19 protein-coding genes and 1 pseudogene are annotated in these 22,440 nt (G+C 62.5%); 8 read left to right on the top strand and 12 right to left on the bottom strand.

All coding sequences use genetic code 11. The annotated features are described in order from the left end of the window. Nucleotides 1-2 precede the first annotated feature (2 nt). Genes K3F44_RS14680 through pcaC form a run of 3 tightly spaced genes read left to right on the top strand, consistent with a single transcriptional unit; the run spans nucleotide 3 to nucleotide 2,572 of the window. A complete protein-coding gene (locus K3F44_RS14680) occupies nucleotides 3-1,367 on the top strand; it encodes a 3-carboxy-cis,cis-muconate cycloisomerase (protein WP_150570612.1) in 1,365 nt (454 codons plus the stop codon). A 10-nt stretch (nucleotides 1,368-1,377) separates the two neighbouring features. Beyond that, nucleotides 1,378-2,169 carry a 3-oxoadipate enol-lactonase gene (pcaD, locus tag K3F44_RS14675; RefSeq protein WP_220632490.1) on the top strand — a complete coding sequence of 264 codons (792 nt, stop codon included), beginning with the start codon at nucleotides 1,378-1,380 and terminating at the stop codon, nucleotides 2,167-2,169. A 10-nt stretch (nucleotides 2,170-2,179) separates the two neighbouring features. Beyond that, a complete protein-coding gene (pcaC, locus tag K3F44_RS14670; protein ID WP_101321936.1) occupies nucleotides 2,180-2,572 on the top strand; it encodes a 4-carboxymuconolactone decarboxylase in 393 nt (130 codons plus the stop codon). A gap of 51 nt (nucleotides 2,573-2,623) precedes the next feature. On the opposite strand, the gene K3F44_RS14665 is transcribed toward pcaC, so the two are convergent. The 6 genes from K3F44_RS14665 to K3F44_RS14640 all read right to left on the bottom strand — a co-directional run bounded on the left by K3F44_RS14665 (nucleotide 2,624) and on the right by K3F44_RS14640 (nucleotide 11,613). Further along, nucleotides 2,624-3,148 (bottom strand): DUF962 domain-containing protein, encoded by a 525-nt coding sequence (locus tag K3F44_RS14665; RefSeq protein ID WP_220632489.1) that lies wholly within the window; start codon nucleotides 3,146-3,148, stop codon nucleotides 2,624-2,626. A gap of 102 nt (nucleotides 3,149-3,250) precedes the next feature. Next, nucleotides 3,251-4,210: a LysR family transcriptional regulator gene (locus tag K3F44_RS14660; protein WP_220632488.1), complete on the bottom strand. Its 960-nt coding sequence runs from the start codon at nucleotides 4,208-4,210 to the stop codon at nucleotides 3,251-3,253. Nucleotides 4,211-4,364: 154 nt separating this feature from the next. Beyond that, nucleotides 4,365-5,618, bottom strand: a complete 1,254-nt coding sequence (locus K3F44_RS14655; RefSeq protein WP_220632487.1) for an OprD family porin — start codon at nucleotides 5,616-5,618, stop codon at nucleotides 4,365-4,367. Between the two features lie 233 nt (nucleotides 5,619-5,851). Next, nucleotides 5,852-7,306: an AdeC/AdeK/OprM family multidrug efflux complex outer membrane factor gene (locus tag K3F44_RS14650; RefSeq protein WP_101321932.1), complete on the bottom strand. Its 1,455-nt coding sequence runs from the start codon at nucleotides 7,304-7,306 to the stop codon at nucleotides 5,852-5,854. Beyond that, nucleotides 7,303-10,455 carry a multidrug efflux RND transporter permease subunit TtgB gene (gene ttgB / locus K3F44_RS14645; RefSeq protein ID WP_150570610.1) on the bottom strand — a complete coding sequence of 1,051 codons (3,153 nt, stop codon included), beginning with the start codon at nucleotides 10,453-10,455 and terminating at the stop codon, nucleotides 7,303-7,305. The genes K3F44_RS14650 and ttgB overlap by 4 nt, the downstream gene beginning before the upstream one ends. 3 nt (nucleotides 10,456-10,458) lie before the next feature. Then, entirely contained in the window at nucleotides 10,459-11,613 is a 1,155-nt protein-coding gene (locus K3F44_RS14640) for an efflux RND transporter periplasmic adaptor subunit (protein ID WP_150570609.1), read from the bottom strand. A gap of 256 nt (nucleotides 11,614-11,869) precedes the next feature. On the opposite strand from K3F44_RS14640, the gene K3F44_RS14635 reads away from it, so the two are divergent. After that, complete coding sequence (locus K3F44_RS14635) at nucleotides 11,870-12,502, top strand: TetR family transcriptional regulator (protein WP_101321929.1); 633 nt, start codon at nucleotides 11,870-11,872, stop codon at nucleotides 12,500-12,502. A 70-nt stretch (nucleotides 12,503-12,572) separates the two neighbouring features. On the opposite strand, the gene K3F44_RS14630 is transcribed toward K3F44_RS14635, so the two are convergent. After that, entirely contained in the window at nucleotides 12,573-14,024 is a 1,452-nt protein-coding gene (locus K3F44_RS14630; protein WP_220632486.1) for an MDR family MFS transporter, read from the bottom strand. Between the two features lie 368 nt (nucleotides 14,025-14,392). On the opposite strand from K3F44_RS14630, the gene K3F44_RS14625 reads away from it, so the two are divergent. Further along, nucleotides 14,393-15,262 carry an oxaloacetate decarboxylase gene (locus K3F44_RS14625; protein ID WP_101321928.1) on the top strand — a complete coding sequence of 290 codons (870 nt, stop codon included), beginning with the start codon at nucleotides 14,393-14,395 and terminating at the stop codon, nucleotides 15,260-15,262. Nucleotides 15,263-15,268: 6 nt separating this feature from the next. On the opposite strand, the gene K3F44_RS14620 is transcribed toward K3F44_RS14625, so the two are convergent. After that, on the bottom strand, nucleotides 15,269-16,141 hold the full coding sequence (locus tag K3F44_RS14620) for a LysR substrate-binding domain-containing protein (RefSeq protein ID WP_220632485.1): 873 nt from the start codon (nucleotides 16,139-16,141) through the stop codon (nucleotides 15,269-15,271). 114 nt (nucleotides 16,142-16,255) lie between these two features. On the opposite strand from K3F44_RS14620, the gene K3F44_RS14615 reads away from it, so the two are divergent. Further along, nucleotides 16,256-17,893 (top strand): 5-guanidino-2-oxopentanoate decarboxylase, encoded by a 1,638-nt coding sequence (locus tag K3F44_RS14615; protein WP_220632484.1) that lies wholly within the window; start codon nucleotides 16,256-16,258, stop codon nucleotides 17,891-17,893. A gap of 12 nt (nucleotides 17,894-17,905) precedes the next feature. Here K3F44_RS14615 and K3F44_RS14610 read toward each other — a convergent pair whose 3' ends face one another. Then, nucleotides 17,906-18,817, bottom strand: a complete 912-nt coding sequence (locus K3F44_RS14610; RefSeq protein WP_220632483.1) for an AraC family transcriptional regulator — start codon at nucleotides 18,815-18,817, stop codon at nucleotides 17,906-17,908. A gap of 202 nt (nucleotides 18,818-19,019) precedes the next feature. Between K3F44_RS14610 and K3F44_RS14605 the strand changes: the two genes are divergently transcribed. Both K3F44_RS14605 and K3F44_RS14600 read left to right on the top strand, forming a co-directional pair. Further along, the gene (locus tag K3F44_RS14605) at nucleotides 19,020-19,316 is read left to right on the top strand and encodes an antibiotic biosynthesis monooxygenase family protein (RefSeq protein WP_101321924.1); all 297 of its coding nucleotides are present in this window, start codon (nucleotides 19,020-19,022) and stop codon (nucleotides 19,314-19,316) included. Between the two features lie 42 nt (nucleotides 19,317-19,358). Next, nucleotides 19,359-19,592 (top strand): hypothetical protein, encoded by a 234-nt coding sequence (locus K3F44_RS14600; protein ID WP_188036598.1) that lies wholly within the window; start codon nucleotides 19,359-19,361, stop codon nucleotides 19,590-19,592. Here the strand turns inward: K3F44_RS14600 and K3F44_RS14595 are convergent, their stop codons facing one another. From K3F44_RS14595 to K3F44_RS14585, 3 genes and pseudogenes are all read right to left on the bottom strand, one after another. Further along, nucleotides 19,593-20,204 carry a flavin reductase family protein gene (locus tag K3F44_RS14595; protein WP_101321922.1) on the bottom strand — a complete coding sequence of 204 codons (612 nt, stop codon included), beginning with the start codon at nucleotides 20,202-20,204 and terminating at the stop codon, nucleotides 19,593-19,595. Between the two features lie 266 nt (nucleotides 20,205-20,470). After that, a pseudogene (locus tag K3F44_RS14590) lies at nucleotides 20,471-20,794 on the bottom strand (heme utilization protein); the annotation flags it as partial. Between the two features lie 310 nt (nucleotides 20,795-21,104). Next, a complete protein-coding gene (locus tag K3F44_RS14585) occupies nucleotides 21,105-22,424 on the bottom strand; it encodes an MFS transporter (RefSeq protein WP_150570604.1) in 1,320 nt (439 codons plus the stop codon). Nucleotides 22,425-22,440 lie beyond the last annotated feature (16 nt).

Here is a 22,440-nt window from a genome sequence, read left to right as displayed (position 1 = left end):
TAATGACCCACCGAGCGGACAACCAGCTGTTCGACGCCTACTTCACCGCGCCGGCCATGCGCGAGATCTTCTCTGACCGTGGCCGTCTGCAGGGCATGCTCGACTTCGAAGCAGCCCTGGCGCGCGCCGAGGCCAGCGCCGGGCTGGTGCCGCACACGGCGGTGCCGGCGATCGAGGCGGCGTGCAAGGCGGAACGCTACGATGCCCATGCGCTGGCCGATGCCATCGCCACTGCGGGCAATTCGGCGATTCCGCTGGTCAAGGCATTGGGCAAGGTGGTCGCCAGCGGCGTACCCGAGGCCGAGCGTTATGTGCACCTTGGCGCCACCAGCCAGGACGCCATGGACACCGGTCTGGTCCTGCAACTGCGCGATGCATTGACGTTGATCGAGGCCGATCTGGCCCGCCTGGCCGACAGCCTCGCTCGCCAGGCGCTGCAGCATGCCGACACGCCGCTGGTTGGCCGAACCTGGCTGCAGCACGCCACGCCGGTCACTCTGGGCATGAAGCTGGCCGGGGTGCTCGGCGCACTGACCCGCCATCGGCAACGGCTCAAGGAGCTGCGTCCGCGCTTGCTGTGCCTGCAGTTCGGCGGCGCTTCGGGCAGCCTTGCGGCATTGGGCAGCAAAGCGCTGCCGGTGGCCGAAGCGCTGGCCGAGCAGCTCAGGCTGAACCTGCCTGAGCAGCCGTGGCATACCCAGCGTGATCGGCTGGTCGAGTTCGCCTCGGTGCTGGGCCTGGTGGCTGGCAGCCTGGGCAAGTTTGGCCGTGATATCAGCCTGCTGATGCAGACCGAGGCCGGCGAGGTGTTCGAACCCTCGGCGCCTGGCAAAGGCGGCTCGTCGACCATGCCGCACAAGCGCAATCCGGTCGGCGCCGCGGTGCTGATCGGCGCGGCCACACGCGTGCCGGGCCTGCTCAGCACGCTGTTTGCTGCCATGCCGCAAGAGCACGAGCGCAGCCTCGGCTTGTGGCACGCCGAATGGGAGACCTTGCCGGATATCTGCTGCCTGGTGTCTGGCGCCCTGCGCCAGGCCCAAGTGATTGCCGACGGCATGCAGGTCGATGCCGAGCGCATGCGCCGCAACCTCGACCTGACCCAAGGCCTGGTGCTGGCCGAGGCGGTGAGTATTGTGTTGGCGCAGCGCCTGGGCCGTGACCGCGCGCATCATCTGCTCGAACAGTGCTGCCAGCGTGCGGTTGCCGAACAGCGCCACTTGCGCGCCGTGCTCGGCGACGAAGCGCAGATCAGCGCCGAGTTGTCCGGCGAAGAGCTCGACCGCCTGCTCGACCCCGCTCATTACCTTGGTCAGGCCCGCGTCTGGGTGGCGCGTGCCGTGGCTGAACACCAACAATTCATTGCCTGAGGAGACCGCTGTGGCGCATTTGCAATTGGCTGATGGCGTACTGAACTACCAACTCGATGGCCCCGAAGGCGCTCCGGTGCTGGTGCTGTCCAATTCGCTGGGCACCGACCTGGGCATGTGGGACACGCAGATCCCGGCCTGGAGCGAGCATTTCCGGGTGCTGCGCTACGACACTCGCGGCCACGGTGGCTCGCTGGTGACAGACGGCCCGTACCGCATCGAGCAACTGGGCGCCGATGTACTGGCGCTGCTGGATGCACTGGACGTCCGCCAGGCGCACTTTGTCGGCCTGTCGATGGGCGGGCTGATCGGCCAGTGGCTGGGGATCAATGCCGGCGAGCGTCTGCTCAGCCTGACCCTGTGCAACACTGCGGCCAAGATCGGCAGCGATGAAGTGTGGAATCCCCGTATCGAAATGGTCCTCAAGCAGGGCCGTCAGGCCATGCTCGACCTGCGTGATGCGTCGATCGCCCGCTGGTTCACTGCAGATTTCGCCCAGACCCAGCCAGCGCAGGCGCAGCGCATCACCGAGATGCTCGCGCAGACCTCGCCGCAAGGCTACGCCGCCAACTGCGCCGCTGTGCGCGATGCCGATTACCGCGAGCAACTGACGGCGGTGAAGGTGCCGACCCTGATCGTTGCCGGCACTGCCGATGTGGTCACCACGCCTGAGCACGGCCGCTTCATGCAGAACGCCATCGCCGGCGCGGAGTACGTCGAATTCGCCGCGGCACACCTTTCCAACGTCGAAATTGGCGCGCCGTTCACGGCCCGTGTACTCGACTTTCTGCTGGCCCGCTGAGGAGCGCACCATGGACGAAAAACAACGTTACGACGCTGGCATGCAGGTGCGGCGCGCCGTGCTCGGCGATGCCCATGTGGACCGCAGCCTGGAGAAACTCAACGACTTCAACGGCGAGTTCCAGGAGATGATCACCCGCCACGCCTGGGGTGATATCTGGACCCGTCCTGGCTTGCCACGGCACACCCGCAGCCTGATCACCATCGCCATGCTGATCGGCATGAACCGCACCGACGAGCTCAAGCTGCACCTGCGTGCCGCTGCGAGCAACGGTGTGACCCGTGAAGAAATCAAGGAAGTGCTGATGCAGAGCGCGATCTATTGCGGGATTCCGGCGGCCAATGCCACTTTCCACCTGGCCGAGTCGGTGTGGGATGAGCTGGGCGTCGAGTCGCGTCAGTAAGCGCCTGACCTGAGCTGGCTTGCCTCACCCCGAGGCAAGCTGCACCGGCTGTTACGCCGCCGCCTTTTTCTGGCGGATGGCGACTGGCCCGGCATTCGCCTCCACGGCTTGTTTCAATTGCGGGCACAGCCCGAGCATGAACGCCGCTTCCGCTACCACGAACAATGGCCCGATGATCAAGCCGCTGAGGTCATCGACAAACGCCGGCTTGCGCCCCTCGTAGTAATGCCCGACGAACTGGATGATCCAGCCCAGCACGAACGTGCCCAGCCCGGCGCTCAGCCACACGCCGGTGCTCTGCACCGCCAGCGCCTGACCGAGCCACAGGCACAAGCCCAGCAGCAGCCCCATCACCAGGCCGAAGCGCAGGTCCAGACGCAGGTAGAACCACACCGACACCGCCGCTGCCAGCAAAGCCGGTGACAGCCACACGCCCGCCAGCTCCCAACCGGGCCGCGACAGCAGCACGGTCACCGCCAGCACGATCAGCGGGATACCGACGAAATGGGTAGCGATGTTGCGCGGGTCGCGATGGTAGTTGGCGTACTGGCTGAGGTGTTCGACGAGGCTTTTCATTGTTATCGCTCCGTGGCGGCGCCTTGCTGATGGTCAATCAGTGTCTGCCAGCATAGCCCCTGAAGCCGAACGCCGGAACCGAGTACGGTTGATGCGCTGTTATCAGTGCGGCGAATGAGTGGCGCGCAGACCGACGTCAGGTGCCCGCTGGGCAGGCAGCTCTGGTTGATCCAGACTGATCAGCATATCGATCATCGCCCTGGCTGCAGCTGACAGCCGGTAGCCACTGCGGCTGACGATACCGCAACGCACGCTGAGCACCTCCAGACCCGGTGGCAGGTTGCGCCAGTGCAGCCGCACCAGGCGCCCCGCATTGAGGTCTTCAGCCACTGCCTCCTCGCTGGCCGCGCCAATCGTGTCGCTGCCCAGCACTACGCTGCGCAGCACCGGTAGATGCTCGGTCTGCAAATGCGCGCTGAAGTCACTGCGCCCGCTGAGGTTGGCCAGACGCTTGCGCACACCGGGAGCGAGCAGGGCGCTGGCCAGCGGGTAGGCGAACAGGTCATTGGTAGACAAGCTGTCCTTGCTTAGCAAGGGGTGGCCGGCACGGCAGAAGAACAGCCCCGGGCGTGGTTTGAGAGGTTCGGTATGAAAGTACGGATCGGCCTCGAATGGGCGTACATCATCGATAAAAAACTCGATCTGCTCGCGGCGCAAGGCTTGTCCCAGGCGTTCGCCATTGTCGACCTGCAGCGCAGTGCGAATACCGGGATGCAACTTGATGAACTGCTGCAAGGCGTCGGGCACCAGTTGCACAGCCAGTGCCGAGCCACAGCCAAACTGCAGCTCACCCGCGTCGAGCTTGGTCATCTGTGAGACATCAATGCTCAGTTGGGCAGCGCCCTGGACCAGCCGGCGGGCATGCTGCAGTACCACCAGGCCTTCCGGGGTTGGCTGCAGCGTCTTGCTGGCGCGGTCAACCAATGAGCAACCGAGGGTTTGCTCAAGGCCTTGAATGGCCCGGCTGAATGCAGGTTGGGTAATGCCCATGGCTTCGGCGGCACGGACGAAACTGCGGTATTCGTTGAGGGCAATGAAGTAGCGCAGTTGGCGAAGATCCATGTCGAGCTCTGCGGCGGGCGGGATGGATCTTTTTAGCTTTTGTTACATATTCCGTCAATGATGGTCGGCGCTGATATATAGATCTTTGCGTTCTATAGATAAGCGCTACGGTCTCTGCGCGATGCTGTTGATCACGCAGAGGCCGCGTGCGGCTTTACAGCAGGTTCAGCGGATAGCTGACGATCACCCGGTTCTCGTCAAAGGTATTGGTGCTGTAGTCGCGGCGCATGGTCGAGTTGCGCCACTTCATGGTCAGGTCCTTGAAGGTTCCCGATTGGACTACATAGGCCAGTTCGCTCTCACGGGCCCATTCCTTGCCGTCATCGACGGTTGCGGTGTGCACGTTGTCACCCTTGATATAGCGGTTCATCAAGGTCAGGCCAGGCACGCCGACGCTGGTGAAGTTGAAGTCATGACGCACCTGCCAGGAGCGCTCCTTGGCCTGGTCAAAGCTTGAGTTGTAGCTGTCGTTGGCGAGGGTGCCGCCGCTGGTGCCGTTGACCCGCATCCAGCCATCATCGCCGCTGACCTTCTGCAGGCCGACGTAGAAGGTGTTGCCTTTGTAACGCGCCGAGAGCATGGCCGAGGCGGTGCGGTTGTCCAGTTCGCCGGCACGTTCGGCGCCATCTTCCTTGCCGATGAAGTAACCCAGGTTGGCACCGAGGGTCCATTCGCCGATGGGCTGGCTGTGGCTCAGGTTCAGGTATTGCTGGCGGTAGATGTCCTTGAGCTGGGCATCCCACAGGCCGATCATCGTGCGTTTGTCGTTGAAGGTGTACTCACCGCCAGCGAAGTTGAAGCGGTCGGAGACAAACGCCCCGCGGCCGTTCAGCGACATGTCTTCCATGCTGGCGTCGTTACGCGGGCTGTTGCCGCGGAACTGGCCGCCGTACAGGGTCAGGCCGTCGATTTCCTTGGAGGTGATCTGGCCACCGCGGAAGGTTTGCGGCAGTGAGCGGCCATCGTCCGAACGCAGGATCGGCAGTACCGGCATCCACTCGCCGACTTTCAGCTCGGTTTGCGACAGGCGCGCCTTGAAGGCAACCCCGAGGCGGCCGAAGTCATCTGCTGGGCGGCCATCGTCGTGGATCGGCAGCAGGGCAGTGTTGCCGGTGCCCTTGCCGCCGTCGAGTTTGACCGAATACAGACCGAGGACGTCGACGCCGAAGCCGATCGTGCCTTGGGTGAAGCCGGAGCGCGCATCGAGGATGAAGCTCTGCGTCCACTCCTCGGCCTTGCCTTGCGGGTTGGCAGGGTCGACGAAATTGCGGTTGATGTAGAAGTTGCGCAGGTTGAGGCTGGCCTTGGCGCCTTCCAGAAAACCGCTTTCGGCGGCGAAGGCGGGCAGGGCGCAGGTCATGGCCAACAGGCCGGGCAGCAGCTGGCGTGCGGAGTGCGAAGTGCTCATCTGTTGGAGATCTCTTGTTTTTATGGTTGAGCCGGTGCTTGGAAACATCGTGTCCGGGTACGGGGAAGATGTTGCGGCGCATGTCAGGGCCGGGGCAATTCGTCGCAGGCGGTATTGGGCGGTTATCGAACGGAATGTTCCAGCTAGTTAATTTTCGCATAATGCCGAAGTGAGTTGGCAGCGGCCACAAAAAAGCCCACCGCGAGGGTGGGCTTGTTGCAGTGCCTTGGCGATCAGCCTTTAGGCGATTGCAGCGACGCCTGCTGGTTGGCCTCGCCGGTGCGCTCGTACCAGCCGCCTCCCAGTGCCTTGTACAGGTTGACCTCACTGGTCAGCTGCGACAGCCGATCGCTGATCAACGCCTGCTGGGCGCTGAACAGGTTGCGTTGGGCATCGAGGAAGGTCAGGTTGCTGTCGATCCCGATGCGGTAGCGGCGTTCGGCCAGGCGGTAGTAATCCTGGTTGGCTGCAACCAGATCGCGCTGCGCCTGCAACTGCTCTTCAAACGTCTTGCGTGCGGCCAGGCCATCGGAGACTTCCTGGAAGGCGGTCTGGATGGTCTTTTCGTAACGCGCGATGTTGATGTCCTTCTGGATTTTCGAGTAATCCAGGCTGGCGCGCAGGCTGCCGGCGTTGAAGATCGGCAGGTTGATCTGCGGCTGGAACAGCCAGGTACCCGAGCCACCGCTGAACAGCCCGCTCATGTCCGGGCTGAGGGTGCCGGCATTGGCGGTCAGGCTGATGCTCGGGAAGAACGCTGCACGGGCGGCGCCGATATTGGCGTTGGCCGCCTTGAGCAGATGCTCGGCTTCCTGGATGTCCGGCCGGCGCTGCAGCAAGTCGGACGGCAGGCCCGCTGGCACTTCGGCCAACTGGTCGGCGTCGAGCTTGAGCGGTGTCGGCAAGTTGGCCGGGATGCCGGTACCGAGCAGCACGGTCAGGCTGTTGAGGTCCTGCGCGACCAGGCGTTGGTACTGCGCAAGCTTGACCCGGGCGCCTTCTACAGCAGTGCGCGCCTGGCTCAGATCGAGCGCCGAAGCCACGCCAACCTCATTACTGCGACGGGTCAGGTTGAAGCTCTGGTCGTAGGTCTTGAGGGTTTCTTCGGTCAGCTTCAGCAGCGCCTGATCGGCCTGCCAGGTGTAATAGGCATTGGCCACGCTGGCGACCAGCGCGATCTGCGTCGAGCGCCGCGCCTGCTCGCTGGAGAGGTAAGTCTCCAAGGCCTGCTCGCTGAGACTGCGCACGCGGCCAAACAAGTCCAGCTCGTAGGCGCTGACGCCGACGGTGGCCGAGTACTGGCTGGTAATGCCGGCCTGGCCGGTTTGCGACATGTCGGCAGGGACGCGCTGACGGCTGCCGCTGCCGGTTGCCGAAACTGCCGGGAACAGGTCAGCACGCTGGATGCGGTACTGGGCGCGGTAGGCGTCGATATTCAACGCAGCAACGCGCAGGTCACGGTTGTTCACCAGCGAAGTCTGGATCAGCTGTTGCAGCGCCGGATCGGTGTAGAACTGGCGCCAGCCTTGCTCGGCTGCTGCCACTTCTGCCGACTCGGTCGGCGAGTAGGCAGGGCCTTGCGGCCACTGCGCTGCCACCGGAGCATCCGGGGTTTCATAATCAGGAATCAGCGAGCAGCCGCTGAGAATCAGCGCGGTGACCGCCAGGGACAGCAAAGACTTGGTCATTGCCCAGCCTCGATACGTGGAGTTTCAGGGGTGGCATCGGCTTCCGGCTTTTTGCTGCCGAACAGCGACGACACTGCGACGAAGAACAACGGTACCCAGAAGATGGCCAGCACGGTCGCACTGATCATGCCGCCGATCACACCGGTACCAATGGCGTGCTGGCTACCCGAGCCTGCGCCGCTGGCGATGGTCAACGGTACCACGCCGAGGATGAACGCCAGCGAGGTCATGATGATCGGGCGCAGACGCATGCGGCACGCTTCGATGGTCGCGTCGTACAGGCTTTTGCCTTGTTCATGTAGCTCTTTGGCGAATTCGACGATGAGGATCGCGTTCTTCGCCGCCAGGCCAATGGTGGTCAACAGGCCAACCAGGAAGTACACATCGTTGGACAACCCGCGCAGGCTGGTGGCAACCAGTGCACCGATGATACCCAGCGGTACTACCAGCACGACCGCGATTGGGATCGACCAGCTTTCGTACAACGCTGCCAGGCAGAGGAACACGAACAGCAGCGACAGGGCGAACAAGGCTGGCATCTGCGAACCGGAGAGTTTCTCCTCGTAGGACATACCCGTCCACGAGTAGCCAATGCCGGTAGGCAGTTCGCCGGCAATGCGCTCGACCTCAGCCATGGCTTCACCGGTACTGTAGCCAGGTGCCGGTGCCCCCAGAACTTCGACCGCTTCCACGCCGTTGTAACGCGACAGTTTTGGCGAGCCGAACGACCATTCGCCGGAGGCGAAGGAGGAGAACGGTACCATCTCACCCTGGCTGTTGCGCACGTACCACTTCTTCAGGTCTTCAGGATTCATCCGGGCACCTGCCTCGCCCTGAATGTAGACCTTCTTGACCCGACCACGGTCGATGAAGTCGTTGACGTAGCTGCCGCCGAGGGCGATCGACAGGGTGTTGTTGATATCAGCGATGGTCACGCCCAGCGCGCTGGCGCGCTCGTCGTCGACAATCAGCTGATACTGCGGCTCATCGTTCAGGCCGTTAGGGCGGACCTGGGTGAGGATCTTGCTCTGCGACGCCTTGGCCAGGAACTGGTTGCGCGCTTCCATGAGTTTTTCGTGGCCAAGACCGGCACGGTCCTGCAGGAACACGTCAAAGCCGGTGGCGTTACCCAGCTCCAGTACCGCAGGCGGGGCAAAGGCAAACACCATCGCATCACGGAAGGTGAAGAAGTGCTGCTGAGCCCGGCCAGCGAGGCCGAACACGCTGTTTTCAGCCGTACGCTCACCCCACGGTTTAAGCATGATGAAGGCCATACCCGAGCTCTGCCCACGGCCGGCGAAGTTGAAGCCGGTAACGGTGAACACCGACGACACGGTGTCGGCCTCGTCCTTGAGCAGGTACTCACGCATCTGGTCGACGACGGCCTGGGTGCGCTCGGCACTGGAACCGGCCGGGGTTTGTACCTGGGCAAACAATACGCCCTGGTCTTCTTCAGGCAGGAACGCCGTCGGGATGCGCATGAACAGGTAGATCATGCCGACGATGATCAGGGCGTAAGCGAGCAGGAATGGCGCCTTGTTGCGCAGAATGGTGCCGACGCTACGCTCGTAGCCCTGCACACTGCGGTCGAAGTTGCGGTTGAACCAGCCGAAGAAGCCACGCTTGGCGACATGGTGTTCGCCCTTTTTCACCGGCTTGAGCATGGTGGCGCACAGGGCCGGGGTGAAGATCAACGCGACCAGTACCGACAGGCCCATGGCCGAGACGATGGTGATCGAGAACTGCCGGTAGATCACACCGGTCGAGCCGCCGAAGAAGGCCATTGGCAGCAGTACCGCCGACAGCACCAGGGCAATACCGACCAGCGCGCCCTGGATCTGCTCCATCGAGCGTTTGGTCGCCTCTTTAGGCGGTAGTCCCTCTTCGGACATCACCCGCTCGACGTTCTCCACCACAACGATGGCGTCGTCCACCAGCAAGCCGATGGCCAGAACCATGGCGAACATGGTCAGGGTGTTGATGCTGAAGCCGGCTGCGGCAAGGATGCCGAAGGTGCCGAGCAATACCACCGGCACCGTCATGGTGGTGATCACTGTGGCGCGGAAGTTCTGCAGGAACAGGTACATCACCAGGAACACCAGCACCACCGCTTCGATCAGGGTGTGGATAACCCCGCTGATCGACTCTGTCACCACCGGCGTGGTGTCATACGGGAACACCGCTTTCATCCCAGGCGGGAAGAACGGCTCGAGGTCGCTGATGGTCTTGCGCAGCGCCTTGGCGGTATCCAGGGCGTTCGCGCCAGTGGCCAGTTTGACCGCCAGGCCCGAAGCCGGCTTGCCGTTGAACTGGGCGCTTACCGAATAGTTCTCGCCGCCCAGACCGACCTTGGCGACATCGCCCAGGCGCACCTGGGAGCCGTCCTTGTTGACCTTGAGCAGGATCTTCTCGAACTGCTCGGCAGTCTGCAGGCGGGTCTTGCCGATGATGGTGGCGTTGAGCTGAGTGCCCGGCAGTGCTGGCAGGCCGCCCAGCTGACCGCTGGAAACCTGCACGTTCTGCGCGGTGACTGCGGTGCGCACGTCGACCGGGGTCAGCTGGAATTTGTTCAGCTTGGCCGGATCGAGCCAGATACGCATGGCGTACTGGGCGCCGAACACCTGGAAGTCACCCACACCCGCGGTGCGCGAAACCGGATCCTGCATGTTCGAGACGATGTAGTTGGCCAAGTCATCCTTGGTCATGCTGCCGTCCTCGGACACCAAGCCGATCACCATCAGGAAGTTCTTCACTGCCTTGGTCACGCGGATACCCTGTTGCTGCACTTCTTGCGGCAGCAGCGGGGTGGCCAGGTTGAGCTTGTTCTGCACCTGCACCTGCGCGGTATCAGCGTTGGTGCCCTGCTCGAAGGTGGCGGTAATGGTCATGCTGCCGTCGGAGTTGCTCTCCGACTGCACATAGCGCAGGTTGTCGATACCGTTGAGCTGCTGCTCGATCACCTGGACCACGGTGTCCTGCACGGTTTGCGCCGAGGCACCCGGGTAGCTCACGGCAATCGCGATGGCAGGCGGGGCAATGCTTGGGTACTGGTTGATCGGCAGCTTGAGGATCGACAAGGCGCCGACCAGCATGATCACCAGGGCAATCACCCATGCGAAGATCGGGCGATCGATAAAGAACTTCGACATGGTTTACTCCGCTTTGGCGTCAGCTTTCGCCGCGTTGGCCTGGTTGGGGTTAGCCGCAGACTTGACGTTGGTCGCTTCGCTGACCTTGACCTCGACGCCAGGGCGCACGTACTGCAGGCCCTCGGTGATCAGACGGTCGCCCGGGTTGAGGCCTTCCTCGATCAGCCAGTCGCTGCCCAGAGTCCGGCTGGCCTTGAGCTCGCGCAGTTCGACCTTGTTGTCCTTGTTCACGACCAGTGCCGTAGGCGTGCCTTTGAGGTCGCGGGTGACGCCTTGCTGCGGCGCCAGGATGGCATTGGCATTGACCCCGGACTGCAGGCGAGCGTGGACGAACATGCCCGGCAGCAGGGTGTGGTCGGGGTTGGGGAACACGGCACGCAGCACCACGGAACCGGTGGTTTCATCGACCGACACCTCGGAGAACTCCAGGCGGCCTTTTTGCGCGAAGGTGCTGCCATCTTCCAGAATCAGCTCGACCTGAGCGGAATTCTCACCGGATTTCTGCAGTTGCCCACTGGCCAGCTCGCGGCGCAGCTTGAGCAGCTCGGCGGTGGACTGGGTGACGTCGACATAGACCGGATCAAGCTGTTGAATAGTGGCCATGGCGTCGGCCTGGCCGTTGCTCACCAATGCACCTTCGGTGAACGCCGAGCGACCGATACGGCCGCTGATCGGCGCCAGCACCTTGGTGTAGCGCAGGTCGATCTGGGCACTCTTGAGCGTTGCTTCAGCCTGCAATCGTTTGGCATTGGCATCGTCGTATTCCTGCTTGGATACGGCCTGCTCATCGATCAGCTGCTTGTAGCGATCGGCCAGCGAGCGGGTCGCTTGCACGTTGGCCTGGGCGTTGGCCAGGGTCGCTTCGTAAACAGAAGGGTCGATCTGATAGAGCTGCTGGCCTTCCTTGACGTCGCTGCCTTCTTTGAACAGGCGCTTGAGGATGATGCCATTGACCTGCGGGCGCACTTCGGCAACGCGGAATGCAGTGGTGCGGCCCGGCAGTTCCGAGGTCAGGGTGAAGGCTTGCGGTTGCAGGGTTACAACGCCGACCTGAGGAGCCTGCGGTGCAGGCGCGGCTTCTTCTTTCTTGCAGCCACTGAGCAGGGTTGCCAGGGCGACGGCGGAAACCAGGGCTGTGACAGCTGGCTTGAATTGCATGAGGATCCTCGGGTCGCTAGAGCTGGGAGATGCTCAAGAGTAATGGAAGAGTCTTGTCAGAATAAATCATTCGGCTGGATAAGTAGCTTACTAACGAATATACTTACATTCATGGTTGTTTGTAAATAGTCATTTGTAGCGGTCTGTTGCCACAGCACAGACCAGAATCGTGTTGAGAAACGCCCATCCAGAGGTGTTCCACGCTGGCCACCCTGGCACAGATCATGCGCTGGGGTTTTGATGAGGTTGAGCTGCCATGGTCCGTCGAACCAAAGAGGAAGCCCAGGAAACCCGCGCCCAGATCGTTGCGGCTGCGGAGCGGGCTTTCTACAAGCGCGGGGTTGCGCGCACTACCCTGGCTGATATTGCGCAGCAGGCGGGGGTCACCCGTGGCGCTATCTATTGGCACTTCAGCAACAAGGCCGAGCTGGTCCAGGCGCTGCTCGACAGTGTCCACGAGAGCCACGACCATCTGGCTCGCGCCAGCGAGAGCGAGGATGAGCTCGATCCGCTCGGCTGCATGCGCACACTGCTGTTGCAGGTGCTCAACGACCTGGTGCTGGACGCGCGGACCCGGCGTATCAATGAGATCCTGCATCACAAGTGCGAGTTCACCGATGAGATGTGTGAAATCCGCCAGCAGCGCCAAGGGGCCATTGCCGATTGCCACCAAAGTATCGTGCTGGCGCTGGGCAATGCAGTACGGCGCGAACAGTTGCCTGCCGACCTATTGGTCGACCATGCTGCGGTAGCGATTTTTGCCTACATCGACGGTCTGATCGGTCGCTGGTTGTTGCTGCCAGACAGCTTCGATCTGCTGGGCAATGCCGAACGCTGGGTCGACACGGGCCTGGACATGCTGCGCCTGAGCCCGGCCTTGCGCAAATGAGACTTTGTGAAGGATTGTGCGCGAGCTTGTGAGGCACGGATTAACCGGCGATTAACAGCCGGGCGCGGGTTCAATGCCCGCGCAGTTGTCGGTCGGGCAATGCCACTGCGGCAATCAGACCCAGCAGCGCAACGGCGGCACTGCCCATCAGCAGATAGCTGAAGGTCTGCAGCAGCTGTGCCTGGTGCAGCGGGTCGGCCGTTCCCGGCTGCACATTCGCCAGCAATGGATTGCCCAGCAACTCAATCCCACCCATATGCAGCAATGCCAGCAGCACGCTGGACATGCACGCCACACCCACCGCGCCGCCCAACGAGCGGAACAGGTTGGTAGTGCTGGTCACCACGCCGATATCCTGCGCTTGCACTGCACTCTGGCTGGCCACCAGCGATGTCGGAAACTGCAGGCCGCCAGCAACCCCGACCAGAATCATCGCCAGCGCACTGAGCAGCGCTGAGTCAGGTGGAGTCAGCGCCATTACCAGGATTGCCATAGGCATCAACACGGCGCCGGCGAGGATCTGCGGCTTGTAGCGACCAGTACGGCTGGTCAGCCGACCGCCGCAAAATGCCCCCAGCGGCAGGCCGATAGCCAGCGGCAAGAGGTGTAGCGCAGCGCTGTCGGCGCTGGCGCCAGTAATGCTCTGAAAGCGCAGCGGCATCAGCATGGTCAGCGAGATCGACTGGAAGCTGGCAAAGAAGATCACCCCCCAACTGGCCAGCGCGACGCGGTTTCCGAACAGCTTGAGCGGCAGCAGCGGCTCGGCGCAGCGGCGTTCCTGAACAATCAACAGCAGCAGACCCAGGCTGGCGCAGCCGAACAAAGCCACTACCGGCATCGACAGCCAGGCATGCCCTTGGCCGATCAGGGTGATGCCCAGCAGCAGGCTGCCCAGGCCGACGATCAGCAGCAGTGCCCCCAGATAATCCACCTTCGCCGCGCGATGGCGGCTCGGCATGCCGTTCAGCGCTCGACCGATGACCCACAGCGCCAGCAGCCCCAGCGGCAGATTGATCCAGAACACCCAGTGCCACGACAAGTAAGCGGTCAAGCCGCCGCCCAGGACCGGCCCGGCCACGCTGGCCAGGGCGTACATGCTGCTGAAATAACCTTGATACTTGCCGCGATCGCGCGGTGCCACGTAATCACCAATGATCGCCTGGCTGACCGAGACCATGCCGCCGGCGCCGATGCCCTGCAGCACCCTGGCCAGGATCAACTGCTCGATATTCTGCGCGAGTGCACAGAACACCGAGGCCAGGGTGAACAGCGCGGTGCCGGTGAGGATCATTCTGCGGCGCCCGTACAGGTCACCCAGCTTGCCGTAGATCGGCACCGCAACGGTCATCGCTACCATATACCCGGCAATCACCCAGGCCAGCAGCTCGACGTCATTGAACTGCGCCGAGATCGCCGGCAGCGACACGGCAACGATGGTCTGGTCGAGGGCACCAAGAAAGATCGCCAGCATCAGGGCGGTCAGCACGCGGCGCAGGGCAGCAGGAGGGAGTGCGGCAGTCACGGTCATACCTTGTATGAAAATGTCCAGGTCAGGGCCATCAGGCGCAAGCCAAGTGTAACCTGACTTAGGTAGCTTCCTATCCAGTATGTGCATCACCTATGCACGATCGGCATACGCGCTTTCGACCGAACCGAAGTGGCTGCGTGATATCGTGGCGGAGCCGCAGTGGCTGATTACGGGGCTTTGCACCAGCATGGTGCAGCAAATAGTCGCAGTATTCCGCGCCGCTGTAGCCCACGCCTTTTATTCCTCTGCCTGCATGTCGAGCATGACCGCCCAGATGGCGACGGTTGGAACGGGTCAGGTAGACCCCACATTCAAGGGTCGGTTTTCAGCCAGTTCAATTACAACTTTATTGCGGAGTGATCATGCCCAGGGCTTCCCACCAGGATCTACGTTTTGCCTTCCGCGAGCTGCTCGCTTCCGGTTCGTGCTTCCACACAGCTTCCGTGTTTGACCCCATGTCGGCGCGCATCGCGGCAGACCTGGGCTTTGAGGTGGGTATTCTCGGTGGTTCGGTCGCCTCCCTGCAGGTACTGGCTGCGCCTGACTTTGCCTTGATCACCCTGAGCGAGTTCGTCGAGCAAGCCACCCGCATCGGCCGCGTTGCGCAACTGCCGGTCATGGCCGACGCCGACCATGGTTATGGCAATGCCCTCAACGTCATGCGCACCGTGATCGAACTCGAGCGCGCGGGCGTGGCGGCACTGACCATTGAAGACACGCTGCTGCCAGCTCAGTTCGGGCGCAAGTCCACCGACCTGATCTCGGTCGACGAAGGCGTCGGCAAGATCCGCGCGGCCCTCGAAGCCCGGGTCGATTCGTCGCTGTCGATCATCGCGCGGACCAACGCCGGCGTACTCAGCACCGAAGAGATCATCGTCCGTACCCAGAGCTACCAGAAGGCCGGTGCCGACGCGATCTGCATGGTCGGGGTCAAGGACTTCGACCACCTCGAGCAGATCTCCGAGCACCTCAGCGTGCCGTTGATGCTGGTGACTTACGGCAACCCGAACCTGGGCGATGACGAGCGTCTGGCGCGTTTGGGCGTGCGCATCGTGGTCGATGGCCATGCCGCCTACTTTGCTGCGATCAAGGCCACCTACGATTGCCTGCGCCTGCAGCGTGGCCAGCAGAACAAGTCGGAAAACCTCAGCGCTACCGAGCTCTCGCACACCTATACCCAGCCTGAGGACTATATCCGCTGGGCCAAGGAATACATGAGCGTCGAGGAGTAACCGCGGCTATTGCCTGGCGCGTGTTTGCAGCCACTCCAGCAACTCGATCAGTCCCGCAGGCATTGGCCTGTCCGGGCTGGTCAGATAATAGCTGCTGCCGGTGCTCACCTTCAGGGCAAACGGCATGCACAAGCGCCCTTCGCGCAGATCATCGGCAATCAATGCCCAGTCGCCAATCGCCACCCCGGTACCTTGCGCAGCCATCGCCACGGCCATGTCCAGCGTCTCGAAATGCTGGCGTCGGCCATGCACTTCAGTCGAGCCTGCCGTCGCTAACCACAGGCGCCAGTCGTGCTCGTCGCGGGACGGGTGCAGCAGCATGTGTGCAGGCAGGTCGGCAAGTTGCTGCAGGGGCAAATGACCGTTCAACAGCGAAGGCGCGCAGACCGGCGTAAGTTGCTCATCAAACAGCTTTCGCGTGTGCGGGCCAGGCTCGGGTGCAGGCCCGTAGAGCACCGCAGCATCGAACTGTTCATGCTGAAAGTCGACCCCGTGCTGGACCGAACTGGTGACTTCGACCGGGATGTCCGGGCGCAGCGCCTGCCACTCGATCAAGCGCGGCAACAGCCAGCGCATTACACAGGTCGGCGCCTTGAGCTGCAGCACTGCACTGCGCACGGCGACTTCGCGCACTCCCTGTTCGAGCAGCGCGAACATCTGCTGTACCCGCGGCAACCAGTCCTGGCCCTCGCGGGTCAGGCGCAGACCCCGCGCCTGCCGAACGAACAAGGCATAGCCCAGATGCGCCTCGAGCCCGGCGATCTGCCGACTCACCGCACCTTGACTGATATTCAACTGCTGGCCGGCGTGGGTGAAGTTGCAGTGCTGCGCGGTGATCAGAAAAGTCTGCAGGGCTGACAGGGGAGGGAGTCGATTCATCGTGTGCAGCCATGTTCTGAGGTCATGGCTAGTATGTGTTTTTTTGCATTGTGACGATAGCGGCCCCGCGGGTTCAATACGCTCATTATTTGAACAACAAGCGGGTATCGGACGATGGCAACCTGTGGCGAAGTACTGGTCAAACTCCTCGAAGGCTATGGCGTCGACCATGTCTTCGGCATCCCCGGCGTGCATACCGTCGAGCTTTACCGCGGCCTGGCGGGCTCCACGATTCGCCACATCACCCCGCGCCATGAGCAAGGCGCCGGGTTCATGGCCGACGGTTATGCACGCACGCGCGGCGTGCCTGGCGTGTGCTTTATCATCACTGGCCCAGGCATGACCAACATCACCACCGCCATGGGCCAGGCATATGCCGACTCGATTCCAATGCTGGTAATCTCCAGTGTGCAGTCGCGCAATGCCCTGGGTGGCGGGCGCGGCAAGCTGCACGAGTTGCCCGATCAGCGCGGGCTGGTCGCTGGAGTCAGCGCATTTTCGCAAACCCTGATGAGCGCCGATGACTTGCCGCAGGTGCTGGCGCGTGCGTTCGCCGTGTTCGATGGCGCCCGGCCACGGCCTGTGCATATCGAGATCCCGCTGGATGTGCTGGTCGAGCCGGCCGATCATTTGTTGCCAGGCCGACCGATCCGGGTCAGCCGCGCAGCAGCGGCGCCGACCACCGTTGCGCAGATGGCAACACGCCTGGCCCAGGCGCAACGGCCATTGATCCTTGCCGGCGGCGGTGCGCTCGCGGCCGGCGCGGCATTGGCCGCATTGGCGGAACATCTGCAGGCGCCGGTAGCTTTGACCATCAATGCCAAAGGTCTAGTGCCGGCAGATCATCCCTTGCAGATTGGTTCGACCCAGTCGCTGCCCGTTACCCGTGAACTGATCGGCGAAGCCGATGTTGTGCTGGCGATTGGCACTGAGCTGGCAGAAACCGACTACGACGTGACCTTCCAGGGTGGTTTCAAGATTCCCGGCAGCCTGCTGCGGATCGACATCGATCCGGACCAGACTGTACGCAACTATTTGCCGGAGCTTGCCTTGGTGGCCGATGCCGAGCAGGCCGCGCAGGCCTTGCTGGCTGCAGTGCGGCTGCAGCCAGCAGCGCAGCGTCAGGCCAGTTGGGGCACCGCTCGGGCCGCGCGACTGCGCCAGGCCCTGGCGGCCAGCTGGGACCAGCCCAGCCTGAGCCAGACCCGCTTGCTCAAGACATTGCTGCAGACGCTGCCAGAGGTGGTGCTGGTCGGTGACTCAACCCAGCCGGTTTACACCGGTAATCTGACTCTCGACATGCCTGCGCCGCGCCGCTGGTTCAATGCCTCGACCGGCTACGGCACGCTTGGCTATGCGTTGCCAGCAGCGATGGGGGCCTGGCTGGGCAGCTCGGCGGTGATCAAACAACGCGCGCCAGTGGTCTGCCTGATTGGCGATGGTGGCCTGCAGTTCACCCTGCCGGAACTGGCCAGCGCGGTGGAGGCGCAGGTGCCGCTGATTGTTCTGCTGTGGAATAACCACGGCTATGAAGAGATCAAGAAGTACATGCTCAACCGCGATATCAAGCCGGTCGGGGTGGATATCCATACCCCAGACTTCATCGCCGTGGCGCAGGGCCTGGGCGCGGCCGCCGAGCAGGTCAACGACCTCGCGCAGTTGCAGACGGCGTTGGCCCGCGCCGTCGAGCGCAACAAGCCCACGCTGCTGCAGGTCGATCAGGCGCAATGGCAACAGGCCGTGCACGATTGATTCGGGCAGTGCTCAGCTGGCACTGGCGCGTAAGCGGGCGACATCGCGAATCGGCGGCGCACCATACAGCCGGCTGTATTCGCGGCTGAACTGCGATGGGCTTTCATAGCCGACACGGTAGCCCGCCACCGCCGCCTCGACACCATCATTGAGCATCAGCCGGCGCGCCTCCTGCAGGCGCAGCTGTTTTTGATATTGCAGCGGGCTCATCGAGGTCACGGCCTTGAAGCGGTGGTGCAGTGTCGAGGTGCTCAGGTTGACCTCGCGGGCCAGCTCTTCGATACGCAGCGGCTGCTGATAATGCCGGTTGAGCCAGGCGATGGCCTGGCACACGCGATGGGTCTGGCTGTTGGACAGGGCGATTTCATACAGCCGATAGCCCTGCGGGCCGCGCAATACTCGATACAGCAGCTCGCGCCGCACCAGCGGCGCCAGTACTGCAATATCGCGTGGTGAATCGAGCAGCCGCACCAGCCGCAGCAGGGCATCGAGCAGCTCGCCATCGCTGCGCTCGACGAACAGGCCACGGCCCGACGGTTGGCTGGGCACCAGCATCGGCCCGCTCTCGGCAATCAACTGGCTGATCTCGGCAGGGTCCAGGTCCAGGCGCAGGCCCAGGCAAGGATTGTCCGGGCTGGCATCCAGGCTGGCGCCGGTGATTGGCAGGGTTACCGACACCACCATGTAATGCAGAGGGTCGTAGGTGTAGCTTTCATCACCCAGAAACAGCGTCTTGCTGCCTTGGGCCAGAATGCACAATGCAGGCTGCGCCAGGGTCGGCATTGCGCGCAGGTTTTCCTCGTAACGACTGAGGTATAGCGCGTCGATCGCCGACGGCCCGCTTCCGGCATGGCGCAAGATCAACCCGGCGAGTTCCTCGCGGCGGGCTTCAAGCGTGGGGTCCAATGGCGATGGGGTGGTCATGACGGGTTTCCTCTGCTGAGGGGAGCAGGATAGGTTTGGGCAAGCTTGGGCGCTAGTCGAATGCTGTCGGTCGCTTGCCTGATCCTGCCGCGGCGCAGGATCAGGCAAGCGGCTCGCAGTAATGGCCTAACGGCGCAGGTCAAGCGGGGCATAACCTTGGTCGCCTGGATCTTCCGTCTGGCCTGTTTCAAGGAGCGCATTCATGACACCACGTCAACCGGTCACCCACTTGGCTTTTATCCGTGCCAGCAACGGCCGCTCGTCCGAGCTTGGCGCGCGTCTGCGGGACCTGCTCGAACCGTCGCTGCGCATGCCCGGCTGCCTGAGCTTCAGCGTGCAGCGCTCGCAGGCCGATGACGACCTGTGGCTGCTCAGCGGCAGTTGGCACGATCAGCAGGCAATGACTGGCTACTTCGCCTCGGCCAATCTCGACCTGCTCGGCGAACTGGTGCAGGCGCAGGTGCTGGCAAGCCTGGATCTGCATACCTTCAGCGAGTGATCAGCAGGTTACAATGCCGCCTTTTCGACAAGGAAACGCAGCATGGCACGTAGAGAATTTGCCCAGTTTGAGGCGGTTTCAGCGATGGTCCCGGTTGAGGGCGGTGGTTATCACGCTGCCATCGCAGTCAAGGCACTCGCCGGGATGGGTACGCCGCGTTTTCACAAGGTGCTTGATGGCCAGCTGTTCAAGGGCGCAATCGCGGCCGATGAGGCCGCTTGCGCCGAGCTCGAACGCTTGCAGGGCGTGAGCGATGAGGGCGAGCTGATCTGGTGATCAGCCGTCGTTGCGCGGCCGCGCCATCTTGAACAGATTGCCCAGCTCGAAGTAATCCTGCGGGCCGCCACCGCGCAGAATCGGCTCACCGGCAGCCGTGTCGTAGATGCCGTCCTTGAGCAGGTGCTCGGCGATGTGTACAGCCACCACCTCGCCAAGGATCAGCCAGCTGGGTACCAGTTCCTGATCGGCGCGCTTGAGCTGGATGATCTGGCTCACCTTGCACTCGAACGCCACCGGGCTTTCGCCCACTCGCGGTACACCGACAATGCGCGATGCCGTCGGCGTCAGCCCGCTCAGGACAAACTCGTCGACATCGGCTGCAACCGCAGCGCAGCTCTGGTTCATCTGCTCGGCCAACGGTCGGGTGGCCAGGTTCCAGACGAATTCGCCGGTCTGCTCGATGTTGTTCAGGCTGTCTTTGCGGCCAACACTGCAGAAGCCGATGATCGGCGGAATGTAGTTGAAGGCGTTGAAGAAGCTGTAGGGCGCCAGGTTGAGCCGGCCCTCGCTATCGTGCGAGGAGATCCAGCCAATCGGCCGCGGGCCGACGATGGCGTTGAAGGGATCGTGGGGCAGGCCGTGGCCTTTTGCAGGTTCGTAGTAGTACATCTGATCAGGGCCGCTCTGGGATGGACAAGATGCCTAGTGTGCCGGTTCTGCGCGCTGCTGCAAATGATCAAGCCCGGCAAGGCCGGGCTGGGTGCCCGCAGCAGGGCTTAGCTGAAGCGATGACCGTTGGTGTTGTCGAAGCCGTCTTCGGCGAAGCGTGCGCCGTTGGTGCGGTCGAAGCCGTCTTCGGCAAAGCGTGCGCCGTTGGTGCGGTCGAAGCCGTCTTCGGCGAAGCGTGCGCCGTTGGTGCGGTCGAAGCCGTCTTCGGCGAAGCGTGCGCCGTTGGTGCGGTCGAAGCCGTCTTCGGCAAAGCGTGCGCCGTTGGTGCGGTCGAAGCCGTCTTCGGCGAAGCGTGCGCCGTTGGTGCGGTCGAAGCCGTCTTCGGCGAAGCGTGCGCCGTTGGTGCGGTCGAAGCCGTCTTCAGCGAAGCGTGCGCCGTTGGTGCGGTCAAAACCATCCTCTGCGTACGCTGCCGATTGAGTGCTGGCGGCAGCAAAGGAATGAGCACTGGTACGGTCGAAGCCATCTTCAGCGAAAGCGCCGGTAGCCAGGATGGAGAGGGCGACGGCGAGAATCAGTTTGTTTTTCATGGTTGGTTGCTCCGGTAGGTTTCAGGTTGTTTTGTTTCCTTGAATCAAATCCTACTCCGATTAATTTGATTAAAAAGCGCAAAAATATGCACATTTGAATCGTGTTAATCGATGTATATTTGTGCGACTTGCACCGCCTGCAGGCTTGTGGCCCTAGCAGGTTTAAGTGATTGGTCAGCTTGTGCAGACTAGGTGTCTGAGATTAATGAGGAGTTAACAGGCTGAAACTGGCGCGAAGACATTGAGCGGTGGACATGAAAAAAGGGCGCACCGATTACCGGTGCGCCCTTTCTGGATTGCCGCTGCGGGATCAGTCAGTAGTGATCCGCGAGTGGGTCTTGGTGTCTTTCATGGTCGCGTACACCAGCAGCGAGCAGGCGATACAGGCGGTTACGTACCAGTAGTAGCCGCTTTCCATGCCGGCGCTCTTGAACCACAGCGCGACGTATTCAGCGGTGCCGCCGAAGATCGATACGGTCAGCGCATACGGCAGACCAACGCCCAGAGCACGAATTTCGGTCGGGAACAGCTCGGCTTTGACCACGGCGTTGATCGAGGTGTAGCCACTGACGATGATCAGCGCTGCCATGATCAGGAAGAACGCGCCCCACCAGGTCTGAATGGTGTGCAGGGTGGTCAGGATCGGTACGGTGAAGATCGTGCCGAGCACGCCGAAGGCGATCAGGATCGGGCGTCGGCCAATCTTGTCCGACAGCGCGCCGATCACGGGTTGCAGGCACATGAACAGGAACAGCGTAGCGGCCGAGATGGTGGTCGAGTCGCTGATGCTCATGCCCACGGTGTTGACCAGGTACTTCTGCATGTAGGTGGTGTAAGTGTAGAAGGCCAGGGTGCCGCCCATGGTCAGGCCGACCACGGTCAACAGTTCCTTGGGGTGGCGCATCAGAGTGCGCATCAGGCTCTCTTTGGACTTCTCTTTCTTGGTGAACGAGGCGGTTTCTTCCATGCCGCGACGCAGGTACAGCGCAACCACTGCACACAGCGCGCCGATCACGAACGGCACACGCCAGCCCCACGAGTACAGTTGCTCGGTGGTCAGGGTCTGCTGCAGGACGATCAACACCGCCAGGGCAATCAACTGACCGGAAATCAACGTCACGTACTGGAAGCTGGAGAAGAAGCCGCGCCGCTCCTTGCTCGCCATCTCGCTCAGATACGTTGCCGAGGTGCCGTATTCACCGCCTACCGACAGGCCCTGCATCAAGCGCGCGATTACCAACAGGATGGGGGCAGCGACGCCGATGGTTTCATAGCCTGGGGTCAGCGCAATCACCAGCGAACCTGCGCACATCAGCAGTACCGACGCCATCAGCGCCGCCTTGCGGCCCTTGCGATCGGCGTAGATGCCCATCAACCAGCCGCCGATCGGGCGCATGAGAAAGCCCACGGCGAAGATCGCAGCGGTATTGAGCAATTGTGCAGTGGTGTCGCCGGCAGGGAAGAAGGCCTTGGCGAAGTACAGCGAGAATGCGGCGTATACGTACCAGTCATACCACTCGACCATGTTGCCGATCGATCCGCTGAAGATCGACTTGAGGCGGCTGGAGGTGGTTTTTTCGGCGGCTGGCGCTGTGGCCGCCCCGGTTGGCAGGGAGGTGGCGTTATCCATCAGAGGTAACCTTCTC

The organism is Pseudomonas sp. S07E 245, assembly GCF_019599025.1.
In the GTDB taxonomy this organism is placed as follows: domain Bacteria; phylum Pseudomonadota; class Gammaproteobacteria; order Pseudomonadales; family Pseudomonadaceae; genus Aquipseudomonas; species Aquipseudomonas shirazensis.
The sequence above is the reverse complement of the archived record's forward strand: the minus strand, read 5'-3'. Positions and strand labels throughout refer to the sequence as shown.

Coding starts and splice junctions, on each gene's coding strand:
- K3F44_RS14680 (WP_150570612.1), top strand. CDS start 3: ATGACCCACCGAGCGGACAACCAGCTGTTCGACGCCTACTTCACCGCG.
- pcaC (WP_101321936.1), top strand. CDS start 2,180: ATGGACGAAAAACAACGTTACGACGCTGGCATGCAGGTGCGGCGCGCC.
- K3F44_RS14665 (WP_220632489.1), bottom strand. CDS start 3,148: ATGAAAAGCCTCGTCGAACACCTCAGCCAGTACGCCAACTACCATCGC.
- K3F44_RS14660 (WP_220632488.1), bottom strand. CDS start 4,210: ATGGATCTTCGCCAACTGCGCTACTTCATTGCCCTCAACGAATACCGC.
- K3F44_RS14655 (WP_220632487.1), bottom strand. CDS start 5,618: ATGAGCACTTCGCACTCCGCACGCCAGCTGCTGCCCGGCCTGTTGGCC.
- K3F44_RS14650 (WP_101321932.1), bottom strand. CDS start 7,306: ATGACCAAGTCTTTGCTGTCCCTGGCGGTCACCGCGCTGATTCTCAGC.
- ttgB (WP_150570610.1), bottom strand. CDS start 10,455: ATGTCGAAGTTCTTTATCGATCGCCCGATCTTCGCATGGGTGATTGCC.
- K3F44_RS14640 (WP_150570609.1), bottom strand. CDS start 11,613: ATGCAATTCAAGCCAGCTGTCACAGCCCTGGTTTCCGCCGTCGCCCTG.
- K3F44_RS14635 (WP_101321929.1), top strand. CDS start 11,870: ATGGTCCGTCGAACCAAAGAGGAAGCCCAGGAAACCCGCGCCCAGATC.
- K3F44_RS14625 (WP_101321928.1), top strand. CDS start 14,393: ATGCCCAGGGCTTCCCACCAGGATCTACGTTTTGCCTTCCGCGAGCTG.
- K3F44_RS14620 (WP_220632485.1), bottom strand. CDS start 16,141: ATGAATCGACTCCCTCCCCTGTCAGCCCTGCAGACTTTTCTGATCACC.
- K3F44_RS14615 (WP_220632484.1), top strand. CDS start 16,256: ATGGCAACCTGTGGCGAAGTACTGGTCAAACTCCTCGAAGGCTATGGC.
- K3F44_RS14610 (WP_220632483.1), bottom strand. CDS start 18,817: ATGACCACCCCATCGCCATTGGACCCCACGCTTGAAGCCCGCCGCGAG.
- K3F44_RS14605 (WP_101321924.1), top strand. CDS start 19,020: ATGACACCACGTCAACCGGTCACCCACTTGGCTTTTATCCGTGCCAGC.
- K3F44_RS14600 (WP_188036598.1), top strand. CDS start 19,359: ATGGCACGTAGAGAATTTGCCCAGTTTGAGGCGGTTTCAGCGATGGTC.
- K3F44_RS14595 (WP_101321922.1), bottom strand. CDS start 20,204: ATGTACTACTACGAACCTGCAAAAGGCCACGGCCTGCCCCACGATCCC.
- K3F44_RS14585 (WP_150570604.1), bottom strand. CDS start 22,424: ATGGATAACGCCACCTCCCTGCCAACCGGGGCGGCCACAGCGCCAGCC.